Source organism: Methylobacterium brachiatum (assembly GCF_020523825.1).
GTDB classification, from domain to species: domain Bacteria; phylum Pseudomonadota; class Alphaproteobacteria; order Rhizobiales; family Beijerinckiaceae; genus Methylobacterium; species Methylobacterium brachiatum.
In genome coordinates, this window is the sequence record NZ_JAJALK010000001.1 from 150,325 (window position 1) to 170,309 (window position 19,985).

At 70.1% G+C, this 19,985-nt stretch carries 20 protein-coding genes; 17 read left to right on the forward strand and 3 right to left on the reverse strand.

From position 1 onward, the window contains the following. Nucleotides 1-38 precede the first annotated feature (38 nt). Together LGR69_RS00680 and LGR69_RS00685 are read left to right on the forward strand one after the other, a co-directional pair. Nucleotides 39-707 carry a DUF2268 domain-containing putative Zn-dependent protease gene (locus LGR69_RS00680; RefSeq protein WP_230364885.1) on the forward strand — a complete coding sequence of 223 codons (669 nt, stop codon included), beginning with the start codon at nucleotides 39-41 and terminating at the stop codon, nucleotides 705-707. Further along, entirely contained in the window at nucleotides 704-1,216 is a 513-nt protein-coding gene (locus LGR69_RS00685) for a GNAT family N-acetyltransferase (protein ID WP_230364886.1), read from the forward strand. Before LGR69_RS00680 ends, LGR69_RS00685 begins: the two co-directional genes overlap by 4 nt. Nucleotides 1,217-1,410: 194 nt before the next feature. Here the strand turns inward: LGR69_RS00685 and LGR69_RS00690 are convergent, their stop codons facing one another. Together LGR69_RS00690 and crtD are read right to left on the reverse strand one after the other, a co-directional pair. Next, a complete protein-coding gene (locus LGR69_RS00690; RefSeq protein ID WP_230364887.1) occupies nucleotides 1,411-2,271 on the reverse strand; it encodes a carotenoid 1,2-hydratase in 861 nt (286 codons plus the stop codon). Further along, nucleotides 2,268-3,830: a 1-hydroxycarotenoid 3,4-desaturase CrtD gene (gene crtD, locus LGR69_RS00695; protein ID WP_230364888.1), complete on the reverse strand. Its 1,563-nt coding sequence runs from the start codon at nucleotides 3,828-3,830 to the stop codon at nucleotides 2,268-2,270. Before crtD ends, LGR69_RS00690 begins: the two co-directional genes overlap by 4 nt. Before the next feature lie 82 nt (nucleotides 3,831-3,912). On the opposite strand from crtD, the gene LGR69_RS00700 reads away from it, so the two are divergent. The 15 genes from LGR69_RS00700 (at nucleotide 3,913) to LGR69_RS00770 (ending at nucleotide 18,468) form a co-directional block, all read left to right on the forward strand. Next, nucleotides 3,913-4,782 carry a polyprenyl synthetase family protein gene (locus LGR69_RS00700; protein ID WP_230364889.1) on the forward strand — a complete coding sequence of 290 codons (870 nt, stop codon included), beginning with the start codon at nucleotides 3,913-3,915 and terminating at the stop codon, nucleotides 4,780-4,782. Between the two features lie 32 nt (nucleotides 4,783-4,814). Then, nucleotides 4,815-5,933 (forward strand): acetylserotonin O-methyltransferase, encoded by a 1,119-nt coding sequence (locus LGR69_RS00705; protein WP_230364890.1) that lies wholly within the window; start codon nucleotides 4,815-4,817, stop codon nucleotides 5,931-5,933. A 99-nt stretch (nucleotides 5,934-6,032) separates the two neighbouring features. Next, nucleotides 6,033-6,971 (forward strand): chlorophyll synthesis pathway protein BchC, encoded by a 939-nt coding sequence (gene bchC, locus LGR69_RS00710; RefSeq protein ID WP_230364891.1) that lies wholly within the window; start codon nucleotides 6,033-6,035, stop codon nucleotides 6,969-6,971. Further along, complete coding sequence (locus tag LGR69_RS00715) at nucleotides 6,968-7,972, forward strand: chlorophyllide a reductase iron protein subunit X (protein ID WP_230364892.1); 1,005 nt, start codon at nucleotides 6,968-6,970, stop codon at nucleotides 7,970-7,972. The genes bchC and LGR69_RS00715 overlap by 4 nt, the downstream gene beginning before the upstream one ends. Before the next feature lie 3 nt (nucleotides 7,973-7,975). After that, nucleotides 7,976-9,505 carry a chlorophyllide a reductase subunit Y gene (gene bchY / locus LGR69_RS00720; protein WP_230364893.1) on the forward strand — a complete coding sequence of 510 codons (1,530 nt, stop codon included), beginning with the start codon at nucleotides 7,976-7,978 and terminating at the stop codon, nucleotides 9,503-9,505. Next, entirely contained in the window at nucleotides 9,505-10,971 is a 1,467-nt protein-coding gene (gene bchZ, locus LGR69_RS00725; protein ID WP_230364894.1) for a chlorophyllide a reductase subunit Z, read from the forward strand. Before bchY ends, bchZ begins: the two co-directional genes overlap by 1 nt. 35 nt (nucleotides 10,972-11,006) lie before the next feature. Next, nucleotides 11,007-11,228: a hypothetical protein gene (locus LGR69_RS00730; RefSeq protein ID WP_200905612.1), complete on the forward strand. Its 222-nt coding sequence runs from the start codon at nucleotides 11,007-11,009 to the stop codon at nucleotides 11,226-11,228. Nucleotides 11,229-11,353: 125 nt separating this feature from the next. Further along, nucleotides 11,354-11,590: a light-harvesting antenna LH1, beta subunit gene (gene pufB / locus LGR69_RS00735; RefSeq protein ID WP_091861799.1), complete on the forward strand. Its 237-nt coding sequence runs from the start codon at nucleotides 11,354-11,356 to the stop codon at nucleotides 11,588-11,590. A gap of 10 nt (nucleotides 11,591-11,600) precedes the next feature. Next, the gene (gene pufA, locus LGR69_RS00740) at nucleotides 11,601-11,789 is read left to right on the forward strand and encodes a light-harvesting antenna LH1, alpha subunit (RefSeq protein WP_007563662.1); all 189 of its coding nucleotides are present in this window, start codon (nucleotides 11,601-11,603) and stop codon (nucleotides 11,787-11,789) included. An 83-nt stretch (nucleotides 11,790-11,872) separates the two neighbouring features. After that, complete coding sequence (pufL, locus tag LGR69_RS00745) at nucleotides 11,873-12,697, forward strand: photosynthetic reaction center subunit L (RefSeq protein WP_007563664.1); 825 nt, start codon at nucleotides 11,873-11,875, stop codon at nucleotides 12,695-12,697. 95 nt (nucleotides 12,698-12,792) lie between these two features. Beyond that, entirely contained in the window at nucleotides 12,793-13,773 is a 981-nt protein-coding gene (pufM, locus tag LGR69_RS00750; protein ID WP_007563666.1) for a photosynthetic reaction center subunit M, read from the forward strand. A gap of 10 nt (nucleotides 13,774-13,783) precedes the next feature. Further along, nucleotides 13,784-14,896, forward strand: a complete 1,113-nt coding sequence (gene pufC / locus LGR69_RS00755) for a photosynthetic reaction center cytochrome PufC (RefSeq protein WP_230364895.1) — start codon at nucleotides 13,784-13,786, stop codon at nucleotides 14,894-14,896. A gap of 116 nt (nucleotides 14,897-15,012) precedes the next feature. Next, nucleotides 15,013-15,165, forward strand: coding sequence for a DUF3096 domain-containing protein (locus LGR69_RS00760; protein ID WP_007563670.1), 153 nt, complete (start codon nucleotides 15,013-15,015; stop codon nucleotides 15,163-15,165). Nucleotides 15,166-15,322: 157 nt separating this feature from the next. Further along, nucleotides 15,323-18,013 carry a pyruvate, phosphate dikinase gene (ppdK, locus tag LGR69_RS00765; RefSeq protein ID WP_230364896.1) on the forward strand — a complete coding sequence of 897 codons (2,691 nt, stop codon included), beginning with the start codon at nucleotides 15,323-15,325 and terminating at the stop codon, nucleotides 18,011-18,013. Nucleotides 18,014-18,216: 203 nt separating this feature from the next. Further along, on the forward strand, nucleotides 18,217-18,468 hold the full coding sequence (locus LGR69_RS00770) for a hypothetical protein (RefSeq protein ID WP_230364897.1): 252 nt from the start codon (nucleotides 18,217-18,219) through the stop codon (nucleotides 18,466-18,468). A gap of 19 nt (nucleotides 18,469-18,487) precedes the next feature. Here LGR69_RS00770 and LGR69_RS00775 read toward each other — a convergent pair whose 3' ends face one another. Further along, on the reverse strand, nucleotides 18,488-19,981 hold the full coding sequence (locus LGR69_RS00775) for a DUF882 domain-containing protein (RefSeq protein ID WP_230364898.1): 1,494 nt from the start codon (nucleotides 19,979-19,981) through the stop codon (nucleotides 18,488-18,490). Nucleotides 19,982-19,985 lie beyond the last annotated feature (4 nt).

A 19,985-nucleotide genomic window follows, 5' to 3' on the forward strand; every position in this document is an offset into this window, starting at 1 on the left:
CGGGATTGGGATGAGGCGACGGCGCATCCGAGCGGTGTATGGCGATGTCCTGGCAAGTACATTGGCTTGAGGCCTCGGGCGATCTGCGGCCCTGGCGCGAGACGATTGCGGCGGAGATCGCCATCGCCCGCGACGCCATCGCCCGCGTCCTGCCCCCGCCGGCCCTGGACATCGTGGTGGATCGCAATTCCGACGCGGTCATCCCGGAGATCGGCACGGCGGCCCAGGCCCATCGTCCGACCGTCGTCTGGCTGACCCTGGATCCCGACAACGCCAACTTCGCAACGTCCCTGCGCACGGGAGACATTCGCCGGACGATGGTGCACGAGGTGCATCACTGCCTGCGCATGACCGGGCCGGGTTACGGCACGACGCTCGGCGAAACCCTGGTCAGCGAGGGCCTGGCCGGCCGGTTCGCCAGCCACCTATTCGGCACGCCGCTCGAACCGTGGGAATGCGCCGTCTCCGACGCCGTGCTGGCGGCCAACCGTCCCGATGCCGCTGCGCTGGCGGCGACGGATTACGATCATGCCGCGTGGTTCTACGGGACAGGCGGGCGCTACCCGCGCTGGCTCGGCTACACGCTCGGATACCGGATCGTCGGGGATTGGCTCGCGGCGGGTCCGGCGCCCGATGGGGACTTGTGGGTGAACGTCCCGGCCGACACCGTGCTGGCGGCGGCGCGGGGGCGCACGTTGGCGGCATGACCGGCGCGCCTTTCGCCGTGATGCGCCTGAGCGGTGCAGACGCGACCGATTTTCGTGAGCTTCGGCTGGACGGTCTGCGCAGGCATCCCGAAGCCTTCGGGGCGTCTTACGAGGAAGAGGTGCGTCAAACGCTCGACGATTCGCGGCGTCGCTTGGAGAACGGCATCGTCTTCGGCGCGCGCCGAAATAACTTACCCCCTCTCGACGGCATCGCCGGGCTGTTCATTCCGGAGGGGATCAAAACCCGGCACAAGGGTGTGCTCTGGGGCATGTATGTCCGGCCCGAAGCTCGCGACTTGGGCCTCGGGTCGGCGCTCCTGGCCCGGGTTATCGAGCACGCCGGCGGTGTGGTGGAGGAACTGACCTTGGCGGTCGAAGCGTCTAACGATCAGGCGCTTAGTCTCTACAGACGTGCCGGCTTTGAAGAATATGGACTGGAAGAGCGAGCACTGAAAGTCGCGGACCGGTACTACGGTGAAATTTTGATGCGCCTGATGTTAGTATCGTAAGCCGCTGTATTTTCGAACTTGCTCGGAAATTCAACGCAGAGTCCAACCCCCGCCCCCATCCTGAGGCCTTCGCGTCGCCGCGGCACCTGGGGATGAGGTGGAGGGTGGGAGGTTCGAAGCCGATGGGCTGCGCCTGAGCGACGACGAACCCGGACAACGCAGGGACGGCGACAGGCTGTTCCAAACCCAAAACCTCACCCCGCATAGGGCCGCGGCATGCGGAACGGCAGCATCAGCTGCACCAGCGGGTTGCGGAAGCGATCGAGCGACAGGCTCTCATGCACCGCCCGCACCGGCTCGCCGGCGAGCGTCGAGGCGAGCAGGGAGCGGGAATAGAACGGCGTGTCTTCGAAGGTGGTGAGCACCCGGGCGCGGCCGTCGTCGCTGCGGGTCTCCCGGGGCATGCGCCAGAACGATGTGGACGGCAGGGGGGCAGCCAGCGGCGGGCGGATCTCCCGGCGGTTGCCGTCGTGAGAGAAGCGCAGCGACAGGTTCTGGCCGCCGCCGTCGCGGTGGCGCACGTCGTACAGAATTGCGGCGCCGTCCGGCAGGTCGGCCCGGCACCAGGTCCAGCGGGTGAAGGCCGCGGCCAGCGGCTCGTCGCCGTCATTGGTGTCGAAATAGCCGCTGCCGGTCCAGCGGAGGTTCGGCTGGTCGAGCTCGACTTCGACGCGGGAGGACGGCGCCATCGGCCACCAGCGGTGCCGGCCGTTCGGGTCGAGCTGGAACGGGCCGGAGGTGAAGCCGCGCGGGGTGAGCCGCACCGTGCCGCGCACCCGCCGGGGGAGGGGGGCGCCGCGCTCGTCGATCTGGATCGTCAGCGTCGTGCCGTCCCACGCCATGGCACTCGGACCGATGGCGATGGAATGCCGGCTTCGGGACAAGCTGGCGGCGCCGCGCTCGGTCATGGCGAAGCGTGTCCGGTCGCCGTAGAGCACGACGTTCATCGCGCAATGCGCGAACGGGTCCTTGTCGGCGCGCCAGCCGTAATAGGGCGAGAACACGCTGCCGATGAAGGCGATGATCGTCAGCCCCTGGCGGCCGTCGTCGCTCACCGCATCGACGTACCACCACGCGTAGCCGTTCTGCGCGACCGGGCCGTCGAATCGCGGTCCTGCAGGATCGCCGCCGCCGCCAGCCGGCCCGATTGCGCCGCCATCGGCACGCCCGGGCCGGGATGGATCGAGCCCCCCGCCAGGTACAGGCCGGGCAGGGCGGTCCGGGCCCCCGCGCGCTTGAAGGTCGACGCCCAGCCCTGCGGCGCCCTCCCGTAGAGCGCTCCCGCGCTCCCGGGAAACCGGCTCTCGAACCCCGCCGGATCGGTCAAGACCGGGGGCGAGGCCATCGCCAAGGTCAGACCGCAGGCTTCCAGGCGGCGGCTCAGATTCGTCGCGCATGTCTCGATCTCCGAGGGCGTCGGCGGGCGGTCCCGGCCGTCGGCCGGGGCGTTGACGAGCAGGAGCAGGCGCTCCGGCCCGGTGGGCTCCGCACCGGACTCGGTCCGGTCCTGGGCGCAGAGGTAGACCGTGGGGTCGTCGGGCAGGCGCCGCCGGCGCAGGATCGTGTCGAACTCGGCCCGGTAATCGCCCGAGAAGAACACGTTGTGATGGGCCAGCGGAAAGCCGCTGGGCTTCGCGACGGCCGCGAGGGTCAGCGCGGAGAGCGAGCGCTCGGAAGGCGCCAGGCGTTCGCCCATCGGCGCCGCCTCCTGGCCGAACAGACCGGTGCCCAAAGCCGATGCATCGGCGTTGCAGACGACGCAGTCGGCGGAGATCGTCTCGCCATCCGCCAGGATCACGCCCGAGACCCGACCGCCCGCGGTGACGATCCGGTCCACATGCGCGCCGTAGCGGAACGTCGCCCCGCGCTGCGCCGCCAGGTCGGCCACCGACTTGGCGAGGGCGCTCATGCCGCCCGCCACCGTCCAGATTCCGGCCTGCTCGACATGGGCCACCAGCATCAGGGTCGCCGGCGCGGTGAACGGCGAGGCGCCGCAATAGGTGGCGTAGCGCCCGAACAGTTGCAGTAACCGGGGATCGCGGAAGAACGTGCCGAGCGCCGACCACAGGGTGGCGAAGGGCTGGATCCGCCACAAATCGCCCAGCCCCGAGATCCCGACTCGCTGGGCCAGCCCGGTGGGACTGGTGCGACCCTCGCGAATGAACGGCCCCTCCAGGGTCCGGTAGACCTCGGCGGAGCGGGCGCAGAACCGGCGGTATCCCTCGGCCTCCCGGGACCCGGCAAAGGCCTCGATCGCGGCCGCCGAGGTGTCGAGATCGGCGGACAGGTCCAGGCGCTCGTCGCGCGTCCAGGCGTGGCGGGCCAGGAGTCCGGCGGGCGCTAGCGTCGCGTGCTCCTCGAAGGCAGCGCCGGATTCGGCGAACAATTCCTCGAAGACCCAGCGCATCGTGAACACGGTCGGGCCGGTTTCGACGCGGGAATCGCCCACCCGGACGCTCGCCATCTTGCCGCCCGGCCGCGCGGCCCGCTCAACCACCGTTACGTCCAGCCCGGCATGGGCCAACCGTAAGGCGGCGGCCAGACCGCCGATCCCGGCCCCGATCACGACGACGCGTTCCTGCGCCACGCTGAACCCCGCCTCCAACCGCACCATCGGGATTGATCTGCGGCCCGACAAGTGTCAATAAGAAATGACACTTGTCGCTGACAACCGATGATAACACGGGAGGCGCGTCATGGAGTCGGGCCGGCGGATCGAACAGGCGCTGGACCGCGCCGTGGCCTATGCCGAGGCGCCGGGCGCGCCGCCCCTGCTGGCCGAGGCCCTGCGCTACGCCGTCTTCCCCGGCGGGCACCGTATCCGGCCCCGCCTCTGCCTGTCGGTCGCCCGGGCCTGCGGCGACGACGACCCGGCCTCCTCAGAGGCCGCCGCCGCCGCGATCGAGCTGCTGCACTGCGCCTCCCTGGTCCACGACGACCTGCCCTGCTTCGACGACGCCCCCCTGCGCCGCCAGAAGCCGACGGTCCACGTCGCCTACGGCGAGCCGATCGCGGTGCTCGCCGGCGATGCCCTGATCGTCCTGGCCTTCGAGACCCTGGCCCGCGCCGCCGGACCCTATCCGGTCAGGCTCGGGCGCCTTGTCAGCCTTCTCGGCCGCGCCGCCGGCTCGCCCAGCGGGATCGCGGCCGGGCAGGCCTGGGAATCGGAGGCCCATATCAGCCTCAGCGACTACCAGCAGGCCAAGACCGGCGCCTTGTTCGCCGCCGCCACCGTGCTGGGGGCCGCCGCCGCCGGATCCGATCCGGAGCCCTGGCGCCGCCTCGGTGAGTGCCTGGGCGAGGCCTATCAGGTCGCCGACGACCTGCGCGACGTCGCCTGCCGCCAGGAGGAGATCGGCAAGCCCGCCGGCCGGGACGCCACCCTCGGGCGCCCCAACGCCGCCGCCCTGCTCGGCACCGACGGCGCCCTCGACCGCCTGGCCCGGCTCACCCGCGACGCGGTGGCGGCGATCCCGGCCTGCCCGGGCTTGGCGCAGCTCAAGGCCGAGATCGAGGCGCAGGCGCGGCTGTTCCTGCCGGCGAGCCTGCGCGCGGTGGCGGCCTGACCGCCGGCTCGGTTCCCCGCTCCGGCGCGACCTTGGCCGCGCCGGCCTCGCTGCGCGACCGCTGGCTCGGCTGGCGCAACCGCCTCGTGGCGAGCCCGCGTTTCCAGCGCTGGGCGGCGGGTTTCCCGCTGACCCGGGGCATCGCCCGGAAGAACACGCGGGCTTTGTTCGATCTCTGCGCCGGCTTCGTCTACGCCCAGGTGCTGACCGCCTGCATCCGGCTCGACCTGTTCCGGATCCTCAGCGAGGGGCCGCTGCCCCTCGAGGTGCTGGCCCGCCGGCTCGATCTCCCGCTCGAGAACGCGCGCTGCCTGCTGCGCGCCGCGGCTTCGCTGGATCTCGTCCGGGCGCTGCCCGGCGACCGCTTCGGCCTCGCCGATCTCGGCGCCGCGCTCACCGGCAATCCCGGGATCGCCGCGATGGTCGAGCACCACGCGCTGCTCTATGCCGATCTCGCCGATCCGGTCGCGCTGCTGCGCGGCGCGGCGGGACCGACCCGGCTGGCGGGCTACTGGCCTTACGCGTCCGGCGCGATCGGCGATGCCGCGTCGGTCGCCCCCTATGGCGGCCTGATGGGCGCCTCGCAGGCGCTGATCGCGGACGACGTGCTCGATGCCTGCGACCTGTCCCGCAGCCGGCACCTCATGGATGTCGGCGGCGGCGAGGGCGCCTTCCTGCAGGCCGTCGCGGCCCGTCACGCCGCGTTGGGCCTCACGCTCTTCGATCTCCCGGCGGTCGCGGACCGCGCCGCCGAGCGACTCGCGCAGATCGGGCTGGCCGAGCGGATCGCCTGCCGCGGCGGAAGCTTCCACGATGGCCTGCCCACAGGCGCCGACACGATCACGCTGATCCGCATCCTCCACGATCACGACGACGCCCCGGCCCAGGCCCTCCTCGCGGCCGCGCACGCGGCACTGCCCCCCGGCGGCACGCTGATCCTCGCCGAGCCGATGGCCGGCACGCCCGGCGCCGAGCCGGTCGGCGATGCGTATTTCGGCTTCTACCTCCTGGCCATGGGATCGGGCCGGCCGCGTCGCGCCGAGGAACTGCACGAGATGCTGCGCCAGGCCGGTTTCACCGCGTCCAAGGAGCGGCCGACGCGCAGACCGCTCCTGACCCGCCTGATCGTCACGCAGAAAGACGCCCGCTAGTGTAAGAATAACTTGACGCAGGTTTGTGTCTATCTAGGATGACACAAGGCGGCCCCAGAGCGGCGAGAGTCGCGAGACACAGGGCGGAACATTCCAGTCATGGACGCTCTTGCCGTCATCCTCGAACGTCCGGAAAGCTTGGCGCTCAACCGCCTGCCCTTGACGCCGCCCGCCGCCGCCGACGCCGTCGTGGCGATTGCCTGGAGCGGGATCAGCACCGGGACCGAGCGTCTCCTCTGGTCCGGCCGCATGCCGCCCTTTCCCGGGATGGGCTACCCGTTGGTCCCCGGCTACGAGTCCGTCGGCACGGTGGTCGAGGCCGGCGCCGATGCTGCGGTTTGGGTCGGCCAGACTGTCTTCGTCCCCGGCGCGCGCTGCTTCGGCGCTGTCCGCGGCCTGTTCGGCGGCGCCGCCTCGCACCTCGTCGCCCCGGCGGCCCGCCTCGTGCCCGTGGATGCCGCGCTCGGCGACCGCGCCTGCCTGATCGCCCTCGCCGCCACCGCCTACCGGGCGCTCGGCGGCCTTCGTCCCGGGGCGACGCCGCTCATCGTCGGGCACGGGGTGCTCGGGCGGCTCCTCGCGCGTCTCACCGTGGCGGCCGGCGCCGAGCCGACCGTCTGGGAGCGGGACCCCGCCCGGCGGGAGGGTGACCCCAGCTACACGGTTCTGGCGCCCGAGGAGGATGCCCGGCGCGACTACGCGGTCATCACCGATGTCAGCGGCGACGCCTCCGGCCTCGACGGCCTGATCGCCCGCCTGGCGCCCGGCGGCGAGATCGTGCTCGCCGGCTTCTACGAGGCGCCCCTGTTCTTCGCCTTCCCGCCCGCCTTCATGCGCGAGGCGCGAATCCGGATCTCGGCCGAGTTCCGCCCCGACGATCTCGCCGCCGTCACGGCTCTGATCGAGGGCGGCCGGCTCTCCCTCGACGGGCTGATCACCCACCGCGTCCCGGCGGCGCAAGCCCAGGACGCCTACCGCACCGCCTTCGCCGATCCCGCCTGCCTGAAGATGATTCTCGACTGGAGGGACGCCGCGTGAACGTGCAGCTCAGCAAGGCCGCCCTCGACCAGGCCACCCAGCTCCGCGCCGAGGCGGCGATCGAGCCGGATGCGGTCGCGACCGCCCCGGTGACGAAAGAGACGCAGATCATCGCGATCTACGGCAAGGGCGGCATCGGCAAGTCGTTCACGCTCGCCAATCTCAGCTACATGATGGCCCAGCAGGGCAAGAAGGTCTTGCTGATCGGCTGCGACCCGAAGAGCGACACGACCTCGCTGCTGTTCGGCGGCAAGGCCTGCCCGACGATCATTGAGACCTCGACCCGGAAGAAGCTCGCCGGCGAGCCGGTGGCGATCGGCGATGTCTGCTTCAAGCGCGATGGCGTCTACGCCATGGAGCTCGGCGGGCCCGAGGTCGGGCGCGGCTGCGGCGGGCGGGGCATCATTCACGGCTTCGAGCTGCTGGAGAAGCTCGGCTTCCATGAATGGGGCTTCGACTTCGTCCTGCTCGATTTCCTGGGCGACGTGGTCTGCGGCGGCTTCGGCCTGCCGATCGCCCGGGACATGTGCCAGAAGGTCATCGTCGTCGGCTCGAACGACCTGCAATCGCTCTACGTCGCCAACAACGTCTGCTCGGCGGTGGAGTATTTCCGCAAGCTCGGCGGCAATGTCGGCGTCGGCGGCCTGGTGATCAACAAGGATGACGGCACTGGGGAGGCCGAGGCCTTCGCGTCCGCCGCCGGCATCCCGGTCCTGGCCTCGATCCCGGCCGACGACGACATCCGCCGCAAGAGCGCCAATTACGAGATCATCGGTCGGCCAGAGAGCCGCTGGGGCAGCCTGTTCTCGGACCTGGCGGCCAATGTCGCCGAGGCGGCCCCGCACCGGCCGACGCCGCTGACGCAGGACGGGCTGCTCGGCCTGTTCTCCAGCGACGTGACCGGCCGCGACGTGGTCCTGGTCCCGGCGACCCACGAGGACATGTGCGGCGTCGCGCACGTGGCCAAGCCGTCCCTCGAAGTCGTCTACGACGAGGTCTAGGGCATGGCCGTCTCCCTCGACATCGCCGATCTGCGGGCTCGCCAGGCGGCCACGCCCGTCGACCTCGCCGCCACCAAGGGCGACGGGCTCGGCTGCCATGCCGGCAAGGACGCGATGCGGGCCGCCGCCGAGGCGGCCGGCATGTCGGAGACCCTGGCGCAGCTGCGCAGCGACTACCCGCAGGGGCCGCACGACCAGCCGCAGAGCATGTGCCCGGCCTTCGGCTCGCTGCGGGTCGGCCTGCGCATGCGCCGGACCGCCACGATCCTCTCGGGGAGCGCCTGCTGCGTCTACGGCCTGACCTTCACATCGCATTTCTACGGCGCAAGGCGCAGCGTCGGCTACGTGCCGTTCAATTCGGAGACGCTGGTCACCGGCAAGCTGTTCGAGGACATCCGCGAGGCGGTCCACGCAACCGCGAAGCCGGAAGATTACGACGCCGTCGTCGTCATCAATCTCTGCGTGCCAACCGCTTCGGGCGTCCCGCTCCGCCTGCTCCCCAAGGAGATCGACGGCGTCCGGGTGATCGGCATCGACGTACCCGGGTTCGGCGTGCCGACCCATGCCGAGGCCAAGGACGTCCTGGCCGGCGCCATGCTCAAGGTCGCCCGCACCGAAGCCGAGCAGGGCCCGGTCGCGACCCCGCGCGGCGGCCGGTCGGAACGCCCGAGCGTGGCGCTGCTCGGCGAGATCTTCCCGGCCGATCCGGTTGTGATCGGCGCTTTGCTGGAACCGCTGGGCCTCGCTGCCGGGCCGGTTGTGCCGACCCGCGAATGGCGCGAGCTCTACGCCGCCCTGGATTGCGCCGCGGTGGCGGCGATCCACCCGTTCTACACCGCCGCGATCCGTGAGTTCGAGGCGGCGGGCCGTCCCGTGCTGGGCTCCGCCCCCGTGGGCGTCGACGGCACAGCGGATTGGCTCGGCCGGATCGGCGAGGCCTGCGGCGTCGCGCGAGCCACCGTCGAGGCGGCCAAGAACCGGCTTCTGCCCGGTATCCGCGGGGCGCTCGCCGCCATGCCGATCAAGGGCCGGATCACGCTCTCGGGTTACGAGGGCTCGGAATTGCTGGTGGCGCGCCTGCTGGTCGAGAGCGGCGCCGAGGTGCCGTATGTCGGCACCGCCTGCCCGCGCACGCCGTGGTCCGAGGCGGACCGCGACTGGCTCGAGGCCCGCGGGACGCAGGTGCAGTACCGCGCCTCGCTGGAGGACGACCTCTACGCGCTGGATTCTCTGAAGCCGGATCTCGCCATCGGCACGACGCCGGTGGTGCAGCGGGCCAAGGAGCGCGGAACGCCCGCCCTCTACTTCACCAACCTGATCTCGGCGCGCCCGCTCATGGGCGCGGCCGGCGCCGGCTCCCTGGCGCGGGTGATCAACGGCGCGCTGGCCAACAAGCCCCGCTTCGACGCCATGCGCGACTTCTTCGAGGGTGTCGGCACCGGCCACGCCGCCGGCGTCTGGCAGGACACGCCGCAGCGGCGGCAGGGCCCGAAGATCGAGGGCCCGAAGAAGCCGATCGGGGAGATGGCGTGATGCTGATCCTCGATCACGACAGGGCCGGGGGCTACTGGGGCGCCGTCTACGTCTTCACGGCGATCAAGGGGCTGCAGGTCGTCATCGACGGCCCGGTCGGCTGCGAGAACCTGCCGGTCACCTCGGTGCTGCACTATACCGACGCGCTGCCGCCGCACGAGCTGCCGATCGTCGTCACCGGGCTGGCCGAGGAGGAGCTCGGCCGCCACGGCACCGAGGGCGCGATGAAGCGCGCCCATGCCACCCTCGATCCGGGCCTGCCCAGCGTGGTGGTGACCGGCTCGATCGCCGAGATGATCGGCGGCGGCGTGACGCCCGAGGGCACTGGCCTGCAGCGCTTCCTGCCGCGCACCATCGACGAGGATCAGTGGCAAGCCGCCGACCGCGCGATGCGCTGGCTCTGGCAGGAATACGGGGCGCGAAAGTTCGCCAAGACAGGCATCCCTACCCGGCCCGAGAAGAAGCCCGGCGAGAAGCCGCGGGTCAACATCATCGGGCCGGCCTACGGCACCTTCAACATGCCCTCGGACCTCGCCGAGATCCGGCGGCTGGTCGAGGGGATCGGCGCCGAGGTCAACCTGACCTTCCCGCTGGGCTCGCACCTCGCGGACGTGCCCAAGCTCGTTAACGCCGACGCCAATATCTGCCTCTACCGGGAGTTCGGGCGCCTGCTCTGCGAGGCGCTGGAGCGGCCCTACCTGCAGGCGCCGATCGGCGTGCTCTCGACCACCAAGTTCCTGCGCTCCCTCGGCGAGATCCTGGGCCTCGATCCGGAGCCGTTCATCGAGCGCGAGCGCCACACCACGATCAAGCCGGTCTGGGACCTCTGGCGCTCGGTCACGCAGGATTTCTTCGGGACCGCCAGCTTCGGGATCGTCGCGACCGAGACCTACGCCCGCGGCGTCCGGCACTTCCTCGAAGACGAAATGGGCCTGCCCTGCACCTTCGCGTTCAGCCGGTCGGCCGGGCAGAAGCCCGACAACGACGCCGTCCGCAGGGCCGTCGCCGAGAAGCCGCCGCTGGTCCTGTTCGGCTCGTTCAACGAGCGGATGTACCTCGCCGAGTGTGGGGCCCGGGCGACCTACATCCCGGCCTCGTTCCCCGGTGCGATCATCCGGCGCCACACCGGCACGCCGTTCATGGGGTTCGCGGGCGCGACCTACCTGGTCCAGGAAGTCTGCAACGCCCTGTTCGACACGCTCTTCCACATCCTGCCGCTCGCCCGCGACATGGACGCGGTCGAGGCCACCCCGGCGCGCCACCACCGCGAGTTGCCCTGGGACGAGGCCGCGCGCGCGGCCCTCGACGAGCTGGTCGAGGCGCAGCCGGTGCTGGCCCGGATCTCCGCCGCCAAGCGCCTGCGCGACGCCGCCGAGCGCGCCGCTCGCTCAGCCGAAGCCGCCGCCGTGGCCACCGCCCATGTGGCCCGCGCTCGCGCCGATCTCGCCGGCGGGATCCCCGCATGAGCCGCCTTTCCGTTCCCCCCAGAGGAGACCTGCCGATGCGCACGATGGTCCCGACCGCCCGCCTGCACCAGGAAGCCCTTCAGTTCCGGCTGATCCTGGCTGCCACCTACCCGTGCTTCCTGGCCGCCGCCGCCTTCGCCCGGTTCAAGCCGGCCCGGGATGCGTCCCGCTCCGGCCTCGCGCCGGCGCGCCGCTCGGTGTTCGGCGAGGCCCGGGCCATGGCGGTCCAGGCGATCCCCTTCGCCTTCATGGGCTGAACGCCCTGATCGAGACGCTTCCGTCCGGTGACGCGGGGGAAGTCAAGCCGTGACCGCCGCGCGCGCCACGGCAGAACCCGTCGCGCTTCCTCCGGGGGCGCGGCCAACACACGGAGGTCTGAACGATGGCCGGTGGACCCGTTGCAACAGAAAGACCGAGCAGCCTGTCCGGGCTGACGGAACCGGAAGCCAAGGAGTTCCACGCGATCTTCCTGACGAGCTTCCTGATCTTCACCGCGATCGCCGTGGTCGCCCACATCCTCGTCTGGCTGTGGCGTCCGTGGCTTCCCGGACCGCAGGGCTACGCCTCCCTCGAGGGCGTCGGCGATGCGGCCCGCGCCGTCGTCACGCTGATCGGCTGAGGAGGATCGGATGCACAAGGTCTGGTTACTGTTCGATCCGCGGCGCACTCTGGTGGCTCTGTTCACCTTCCTCTTCATCCTGGCGCTGCTGATCCACTTCATCCTGCTCTCGACCGACCGGTTCAACTGGCTGGAAGGTCCGCGGCAGAACAAGGCCGCGAGCAACATCACGCTCGCGCTGCCGAGCATGCCCGCCTGATCCAGGCCGGCCGGGACCGCGGCACGCGACGGCCGCGGTCCCAAAACCACAAACCGTTCCGGCCGGGCTGAGGAGTGTCCGCCATGGCGATGCTGAGCTTCGAGCGAAAGTACAGGATCCGCGGCGGCACGCTGCTGGGCGGCGACCTGTTCGACTTCTGGGTCGGACCGTTCTTCGTCGGATTCTTCGGCGTCACCGGTCTGTTCTTCACCGTGCTCGGCACCGCGCTGGTGATCTACGGGGCGGCGATCGGGCCGACCTGGAACATCTGGCAGATCAACATCGCGCCCCCCGACATCACCTACGGGCTGAAGCTCGCGCCGCTCAAGGAGGGCGGGCTCTGGCAGATCATCACGATGTGCGCGCTCGGCTCGTTCCTGTCGTGGATGATGCGCGAGGTCGAGATCTGCCGGAAGCTCGGCATCGGCTACCACGTGCCCTTCGCTTTCGGGGTGGCGATCTTCGCCTATTTCACCCTGGTGGTGATCCGGCCGTTCCTGATGGGCGCCTGGGGTTACGGGTTCCCGTACGGCATCCTCAGTCACCTCGATTGGGTGTCGAACACCGGATACCAATACCTACACTTCCACTACAATCCGGCGCACATGCTGGCCGTGACGTTCTTCTTCACGACGACCCTGGCGCTGGCGATGCACGGCGGCCTGATCCTCTCGGCGACCAACCCGAAGCCGGGCGAGACGGTGAAGACCCCCGAGCACGAGGACACCTTCTTCCGCGACACGATCGGCTACTCGATCGGCACGCTCGGCATCCACCGGCTCGGCCTGTTCCTGGCCCTGTCGGCGGGCTTCTGGAGCGCCGTCTGCATCGTGATCAGCGGGCCGTTCTGGACGCAGGGCTGGCCGCAATGGTGGGGCTGGTGGCTGAACCTGCCGGTCTGGCGCTGAGACACCCGTCGCCCGCCGAGAATCGGGCGAAGCGACACCAATGATCCAAGCCGGCGCCGCACGACGCGTGCGGCACGCCGCGGGGAGGGCGGGCGATGGCCTATTACCAGAACATCTTCACCCAGGTTCAGGTCCGCCCGCTGGAGCCGGAGCACGGCATCCCGGTGAGCTCGAACGACCGGGTCGGCCGGCCGTTCAACAGCTACCTGTTCGGCCTGCTGGGCAACAGCCAGGTCGGCCCGATCTACATCGGCTACGTCGCCGCCCTGTCGATGGTCTGCGGCCTGATCGCCTTCGAGATCATCGGGCTCAATATGTGGGCCTCGGTGAACTGGGATCCGGTGCAGTTCGCCCGGCAATTGCCCTGGCTCGCCCTGGAGCCGCCCCTGCCGAAATACGGGCTGAAGGTCCTGCCGCCGCTCAACGAGGGCGGCTGGTGGCTGATCGCCGGCTTCTTCCTGACGGCCTCGATCCTGCTCTGGTGGGTCCACCTCTACCGCCGGGCCCGGGCGCTCGGGCTGGGCACCCACGTGCCCTGGGCCTTCGCGTCGGCGATCTGGCTCTACCTCGTCCTCGGCTTCATCCGGCCGCTGATGATGGGCTCGTGGTCGGAAGCGGTGCCGTTCGGCATCTTCCCGCATCTCGATTGGACCGCGGCGTTCTCGCTCCGCTACGGCAACCTGTTCTACAACCCGTTCCACATGCTCTCGATCACGTTCCTGTACGGATCGACGCTGCTGTTCGCGATGCACGGGGGCACCATCCTGGCCTGCTCCCGCTACGGCGCCGACCGCGAGATCGACCAGATCGTCGACCGCGGCACCGCCACCGAGCGCGCCGCCCTGTTCTGGCGCTGGACCATGGGCTTCAACGCCACGATGGAATCCATCCACCGCTGGGCCTGGTGGTTCGCGGTGCTCACGACGCTGACCGGCGGCATCGGCATCCTGCTCACCGGCACCGTGGTCGACAACTGGTACCTCTGGGCGGTCAAGCACGGCGTCGCCCCGTCCTATCCGCAGGTCTACGGCCCGATCGTCGACCCCGCCCATCTCGCACCCGGCATGAAGCCGTGAGGAGGCCGTCATGAAGACGATTCTGGCGGTGGTCGGCGGGGCGCTCGCCCTGTTCCTCACCATCGCGATGTTCGGGGGTGCGGGCTGGACCCATCCCCCCATGGCGGCCAAGCAGACCGGCTTTCGCGGCACCGGCATGGACCTGATCCGGACCCGGTCCGGCAACGCGGCGCTGGCGGCGGCCAACGTCGCCCCGGCCCCCGCCGACCCGGCCGAGGCCGGCGGCGAGAAGGCCTCGGCGGTCTACGAGAACGTGCAGGTTCTGGGAGACCTCTCGGCCGAGCAGTTCAACCGGCTGATGGTGTCGATCACCGAGTGGGTGGCGCCCCAGCAGGGCTGCACCTACTGCCACAGCACCGAGAACATGGCCTCCGACGAGCTGTACCAGAAGCGGGTCGCCCGGCGGATGCTGCAGATGACCCAGACGATCAACGCGTCCTGGAAGGAGAACCACGTCCACGAGGCGGGCGTGACCTGCTACACCTGCCACCGGGGCAATCCGGTGCCGGCCAACATCTGGTTCGACCGGCCCATCCAGGGCGAGGGTCGGTTCATCCCGCGCAACAACAGCCAGAACGTGGCGTCCGCGGAGGTCGGCAACACCTCGCTGCCCTACGACGTCTACCAGGCCTTCTACCAGCACAAGGACACGCCGGAGGACGCGGTGCGGGTCAACGCGACCACGGTGCTGCCCGAGACCAAGGGCAAGCCGATCCAGGATGCGGAGAAGACCTTCGCGATCATGATCAGCATGTCGCAATCGCTCGGGGTGAACTGCACCTTCTGCCACAACACCCGGTCGGTGGCGCAATGGGACACCAGCACGCCCAACCGGGTCCATGCCTGGTACGGCATCCGCATGGTGCGCGACCTGAATCAGGACTTCATGGAGCCGCTCACCTCGACCTTCCCGCGCAACCGGCTCGGGGCGATGGGCGACGTGCCGAAGATCAACTGCGCCACCTGCCACAACGGCGCGAACAAGCCGCTCAACGGCGCCAACGTGATCGGCCCCTATCCGGAGCTCGCCCACCCGACCATCGAGGCGAGCCTGCCGACCGGCGAGGCGAAGGATCCGATCCCCGGCACCACCATGCCGGCCCTCAAGCCGTCGAAGCCGTGAGGTGATTCTGTGAAGCGCCGGAGCGATCCGGCGCTTCGTCATGCGCCAGCTACAGGGAACCGCGATACGCTACGGGCGTCGACCGTCAACGGCCGAGCTCGGCCCTGGAGGCGCCCGTGACCATCACCATCTCGAACCTGCAGCCGCTCATCGCGATCCTGGCCGGGATCCTGATCCTGATCGCGCCCCGTCTGCTCAACTACATCGTGGCGATCTACCTGATCGTGGTCGGCGTGATCGGTCTCGGGCTGCTGCGCGGCCTTACCTAAAGTCGATTCACCGGCGCGAATCCTGACAGACTGCGCTGCGCGTCAGCCGCGTGCGCACAAGCCCGCAATGCGTTCATCTTGCGTTGCGTTGCGGGATGGTCCAACCCGCGCCCATCAGCTCGGCCTGTGCCGGGCATCAGATACGGACGGGTTCGATATGGCGACCGGCAGCGCGAAGTGGGTCTATGCCTTCGGCGACGGCAAAGCGGAGGGCAAGTCGCAGATGCGCGACCTCCTCGGCGGCAAGGGGGCCAACCTGGCCGAGATGTGCAACCTCGGCCTTCCGGTGCCGCCCGGCTTCACCATCACCACCGAGGTCTGCACCTACTATTACGATCACGGCAAGGCCTACCCGCCGGAGCTGAAGGACCAGGTCGCCGCCGCGCTGACCCAGATCGGCAACCTCACCGGCCGCAAGTTCGGCGATGCGTCGAACCCGCTGCTGGTCTCGGTCCGCTCGGGCGCCCGGGCGTCGATGCCGGGCATGATGGATACGGTGCTGAACCTCGGCCTCAACGACCAGACCGTTCTGGCGCTGGCCAAGGAGGCCGACGACGAGCGCTTCGCCTACGATTCCTACCGCCGGTTCATCACCATGTACTCGAACGTGGTGCTGGGCGTTGAGCACCACGCCTTCGAGGAGGCGCTGGAGCACTACAAGGAAGGCAAGGGCTACGACCTCGACACCGAACTCGGGGCCGAGGATTGGAAGACCCTGATCCAGACCTACAAGAAGATCGTCCGCGACGAGCACGGCTCGGACTTCCCGCAGGTCGCGGAAGACCAGCTCTGGGGCGCGATCAGCGCCGTTTTCAATTCCTGGATGATCCCGCGGGCCAAGAAGTACCGCGAGTTGAACAGCATCCCGGAGAGCTGGGGCACTGCCGTCAACGTCCAGGCCATGGTGTTCGGCAATATGGGCGACACGTCGGCGACCGGCGTCGCCTTCACCCGCAACCCCTCCACCGGCGAGAAGGCGCTCTACGGCGAGTTCCTGATCAACGCCCAGGGCGAGGACGTGGTGGCGGGTATCCGCACGCCGCAGAACATCACGGAAAAGGCCCGGCTCGAGGCCGAGAGCGACAAGCCTTCCATGGAGAAGGCCATGCCCGAGAGCTACGCGGAGCTGACCCGGATCTACGGGATCCTGGAAGCGCATTACCGCGACATGCAGGACATGGAGTTCACCATCGAGAAGGGTAAGCTCTGGATGCTCCAGACCCGCAACGGCAAGCGCACGGCCAAGGCGGCCCTGCGCATCGCCGTGGATCTGGCCGGCGAGGGGCTGATCTCCCGCGAGGAGGCGATCGGCCGGGTCGAGCCCTCGGCCCTCGACCAGCTCTTGCACCCGACGATCGACCCGAAGGCGGACCGCAAGGTCATCGCCTCCGGACTCCCGGCCTCCCCGGGGGCGGCGACCGGCGAGATCGTGTTCAATTCCGAGGATGCCGAGGCGCTGCGCAAGGCCGAGCGCAAGTGCATCCTGGTGCGGATCGAGACCTCGCCCGAGGACATCCACGGCATGCACGCCGCCGAGGGCATCCTGACCACCCGCGGCGGCATGACCAGCCACGCGGCCGTGGTCGCCCGCGGCATGGGCAAGCCCTGCGTCTCCGGCGTCGGCTCGATCCGGATCGACTACAAGGCGCAGACCCTGAAGGTCGGCGACGCCACCCTGAAGGCCGGCGACCGGATCACCATCGACGGCTCGACCGGTCAGGTGATCCAGGGCGAGGTGAAGATGCTCGAGCCCGAGCTGTCGGGCGACTTCGCGACGCTGATGGAATGGGCCGACCAGTTCCGCGGCATGAAGGTGCGGGCCAACGCCGACACCCCGACCGACGCCCGCACCGCGCGGAATTTCGGCGCCGAGGGCATCGGCCTGTGCCGCACCGAGCACATGTTCTTCGAGGGTGACCGCATCATCGCGGTCCGCGAGATGATCCTGGCCGACGACGCCGAGGGCCGCCGCGCGGCGCTGGCGAAGATCCTGCCCTATCAGCGGCAGGACTTCGTCGAGCTGTTCACGATCATGTCCGGCCTGCCGGTGACGATCCGCCTGCTCGATCCGCCGCTTCACGAGTTCCTGCCGCACACCGATGCCGAGGTGGCCGAGGTCGTGAAGGCCACCGGCGTCTCGGAGGACAAGATCCGCCACCGGATGCGGGAATTGTCCGAGCACAACCCGATGCTCGGCTTCCGCGGCTGCCGCCTGGCGATCGCCTTCCCGGAGATCGCCGAGATGCAGGCCCGGGCGATCTTCGAGGCCGCCGTCCAGGCCGCCGCCGATACCGGCAGCCCGGTCACCCCCGAGGTGATGGTGCCGCTGGTCTTCACCCGCACCGAGTTCGACATCGTCAAGGCGCGGATCGACGCCATGGCCAAGGCGGTGTCCGAGGAGAAGGGCGCCACCCTGAATTACCAGGTCGGCACCATGATCGAGCTGCCGCGGGCGGCGCTGAAGGCCGGCGAGATCGCGCAGACCGCCGAGTTCTTCTCGTTCGGCACCAACGACCTTACGCAGACGGCGCTCGGCATCTCCCGCGACGACGCCGCGACCTTCCTAGGGCCCTACACCCAGAAGGGCATCCTGGCGGCCGACCCGTTCATCACCATCGACCAGGAGGGCGTGGGTGAGCTGGTCCGCATCGGCGTCGAGCGCGGCCGGGCCACCCGTCCGGACATCAAGCTCGGCATCTGCGGCGAGCATGGCGGCGACCCGGCCTCGATCGGGTTCTGCCAGGAGGTCGGGCTCGATTACGTGTCCTGCTCGCCCTACCGCGTGCCGATCGCCCGCCTCGCGGCGGCCCAGGCCGCGCTCGGCAAGGTGCTCGGCAAGGAAGGCTGAGCCGACCGGATGCACGGATATCGGGGGCGGTTTCCCGCCCCCGATACCGTCAATCAACCAAGCCTAGACGAAAGGCCGTTGATAATTGCTGTCGACGGTTGAACTCGGTCCACAGCTGCACGTTTATTGATCGAGCCGACAGGCGGCGTGCGGTGCCCATCGCTCCGTCCCGGGCCCAGCGTCAGGCGCCAGAATCACCGGCCATGATTCCACGCAGCTCCGCTCCGCTCTATGCCGGCACCGCCAACGCGGCCCCCGTTCCGCGCGCCGCCTTGCGGGCCTATCTCGCAACGGTCGCGGGCCTCGGCGCGATGGTGACCGCCGTGATGCTGATGATGTCGGTGGCGGCCAATAGCGGCGGCGAGGCCGAGCGCATCGCCGACACGCAGGATGACGGCTACGCGGCGACCCTGGTCTCCGCCCTGGCGATCAACCTGTCCAAGCCGCTTCGCTAAGCGCGGCCTCTTCCCACCTTCAACGCGTCCCGCGCGTCGCCGAGCCGGTGAAGCGGGCGGCGGTGAGCTCGTCGCCGGGGCTCTTCGCGCTGAACCGGGTCGCGACCGGTCCGGGCTTCGCCGCCACGACCGCGTCCGGGGCCGCTTCGCGGATACGGGTGGCCGCGACCCGTACCGGCACGCCCCGGCCGGCCGGAGCCGCCCCAGGGCCGGCGGAGGCGGCCTCGAACAGGGAGCGCAATTGCGCTTTCGCGTCGGCATCGGCGGCCACCAGCGGACGCCGCGGCGCCGGCTCGGCAGGCACGTCGCGGATGAGCGCGCGGCCTGCGCCCGGCGCGGCCAGGTTGGCCATCCCGCCATCGAGCGCGGCGAACTGGACCGGACGCGGCGGCGGCAGCGGCATGGTGATGGCGGCGGCCGCGACCGCGCTGAAATCGGAGGGCCGACGGGGCGGCAGGGGCGCCAGGACCGCGGACGCGACCTCGTCCGCGGCGGCCTTCTCGACGGTGAGCAGGGCGCGCGCATCGACCGGCTGGCTCGCGCCGGCATTGGCCTGATCGGGGCGGGCGAGGGTGTTGCGCAGCGTGTCGTCGGCGGTCGGCGCCGCGTAGGCCAGGGCGGCGCGGGTGCCGACCGGATCCTGCGGATCGGCGCTCGCCACGGCGACCACTGGGGCCTGCCGGCCGCGCTTCGCCACCGGCGCGGGCGGCGGTGCCGCGGCCGGCTCGGGTGCCGAGGAGCCGCCGCCGAACAGGCTCGCCAGGAACCCGAACAGGCCGGGCCCGTCCTCCTCCTCGCCGCTCGCCATCTGGGTGGTGAGGCCGGCCACGGTGCCGCCCCGGGCCAGGATCTCGGCCTTCGCCTCCTCGTAGCGGGGGAAGGGGCGGTTGTCGCTCGCCAGGTGGACCGTCTTGCCGTCCGGGAACAGGCGGGCGAGCTGGTCGTGGGTCATGCGCGGCCACATCCGCACCGAGCCGACATCGAGATGGACGAAGGGCGTGCCGGCATGCGGGTACCAGCCCACGCCGCCGCGCTGCATCTGGAGCCCGACCTCACGGATCCGGTCGATCGAGACCTCCGGCAGATAGAAGTCCATCGCCTTGCCGAGCATGTGCTGGCTGAACTCGGCGACCATCCGCGACCGCCGCCGCAGCATCGCGTTGGTGCCGGGCGAGCGATAGGCCGAGACCACGTGGATCGGCTGGGTCGCGCCGACCTGCCGGTAGGCCTCCCAGACCGTGTCGAACAGGCGCGGGTCCATCTTGATCGGCTCGTTCACCCGCCAATCGCGCAGCAGCCAGTTCAGCTGCTCGAGCGCCGCACGGTCGTAGCGGCCATCGCGCTTGAACGTGATGGTCGCGCTTTCCTTGGTGTGGGTGTGGAAGATCGTGAGCGAGCGGGTATCGCCGTTGGCCACCGCGTTCTCGGTCTCGGCCGCGCCGGCAATCAGGCCGAGCGTCGCGCCGCACAGGGCGAGGACGAGGTGTCGGGCGGTTCTGCGCAGGCTCGGCACGATG

What these genes read in the sequence shown, in the direction of transcription:
- LGR69_RS00680 (WP_230364885.1), top strand. Translation starts at nt 39, where the DNA reads ATGGCGATGTCCTGGCAAGTACATTGGCTTGAGGCCTCGGGCGATCTG.
- LGR69_RS00685 (WP_230364886.1), top strand. Translation starts at nt 704, where the DNA reads ATGACCGGCGCGCCTTTCGCCGTGATGCGCCTGAGCGGTGCAGACGCG.
- crtD (WP_230364888.1), bottom strand. Translation starts at nt 3,830, where the DNA reads ATGGTGCGGTTGGAGGCGGGGTTCAGCGTGGCGCAGGAACGCGTCGTC.
- LGR69_RS00700 (WP_230364889.1), top strand. Translation starts at nt 3,913, where the DNA reads ATGGAGTCGGGCCGGCGGATCGAACAGGCGCTGGACCGCGCCGTGGCC.
- bchC (WP_230364891.1), top strand. Translation starts at nt 6,033, where the DNA reads ATGGACGCTCTTGCCGTCATCCTCGAACGTCCGGAAAGCTTGGCGCTC.
- bchY (WP_230364893.1), top strand. Translation starts at nt 7,976, where the DNA reads ATGGCCGTCTCCCTCGACATCGCCGATCTGCGGGCTCGCCAGGCGGCC.
- bchZ (WP_230364894.1), top strand. Translation starts at nt 9,505, where the DNA reads ATGCTGATCCTCGATCACGACAGGGCCGGGGGCTACTGGGGCGCCGTC.
- LGR69_RS00730 (WP_200905612.1), top strand. Translation starts at nt 11,007, where the DNA reads ATGCGCACGATGGTCCCGACCGCCCGCCTGCACCAGGAAGCCCTTCAG.
- pufB (WP_091861799.1), top strand. Translation starts at nt 11,354, where the DNA reads ATGGCCGGTGGACCCGTTGCAACAGAAAGACCGAGCAGCCTGTCCGGG.
- pufA (WP_007563662.1), top strand. Translation starts at nt 11,601, where the DNA reads ATGCACAAGGTCTGGTTACTGTTCGATCCGCGGCGCACTCTGGTGGCT.
- pufL (WP_007563664.1), top strand. Translation starts at nt 11,873, where the DNA reads ATGGCGATGCTGAGCTTCGAGCGAAAGTACAGGATCCGCGGCGGCACG.
- pufM (WP_007563666.1), top strand. Translation starts at nt 12,793, where the DNA reads ATGGCCTATTACCAGAACATCTTCACCCAGGTTCAGGTCCGCCCGCTG.
- pufC (WP_230364895.1), top strand. Translation starts at nt 13,784, where the DNA reads ATGAAGACGATTCTGGCGGTGGTCGGCGGGGCGCTCGCCCTGTTCCTC.
- ppdK (WP_230364896.1), top strand. Translation starts at nt 15,323, where the DNA reads ATGGCGACCGGCAGCGCGAAGTGGGTCTATGCCTTCGGCGACGGCAAA.
- LGR69_RS00770 (WP_230364897.1), top strand. Translation starts at nt 18,217, where the DNA reads ATGATTCCACGCAGCTCCGCTCCGCTCTATGCCGGCACCGCCAACGCG.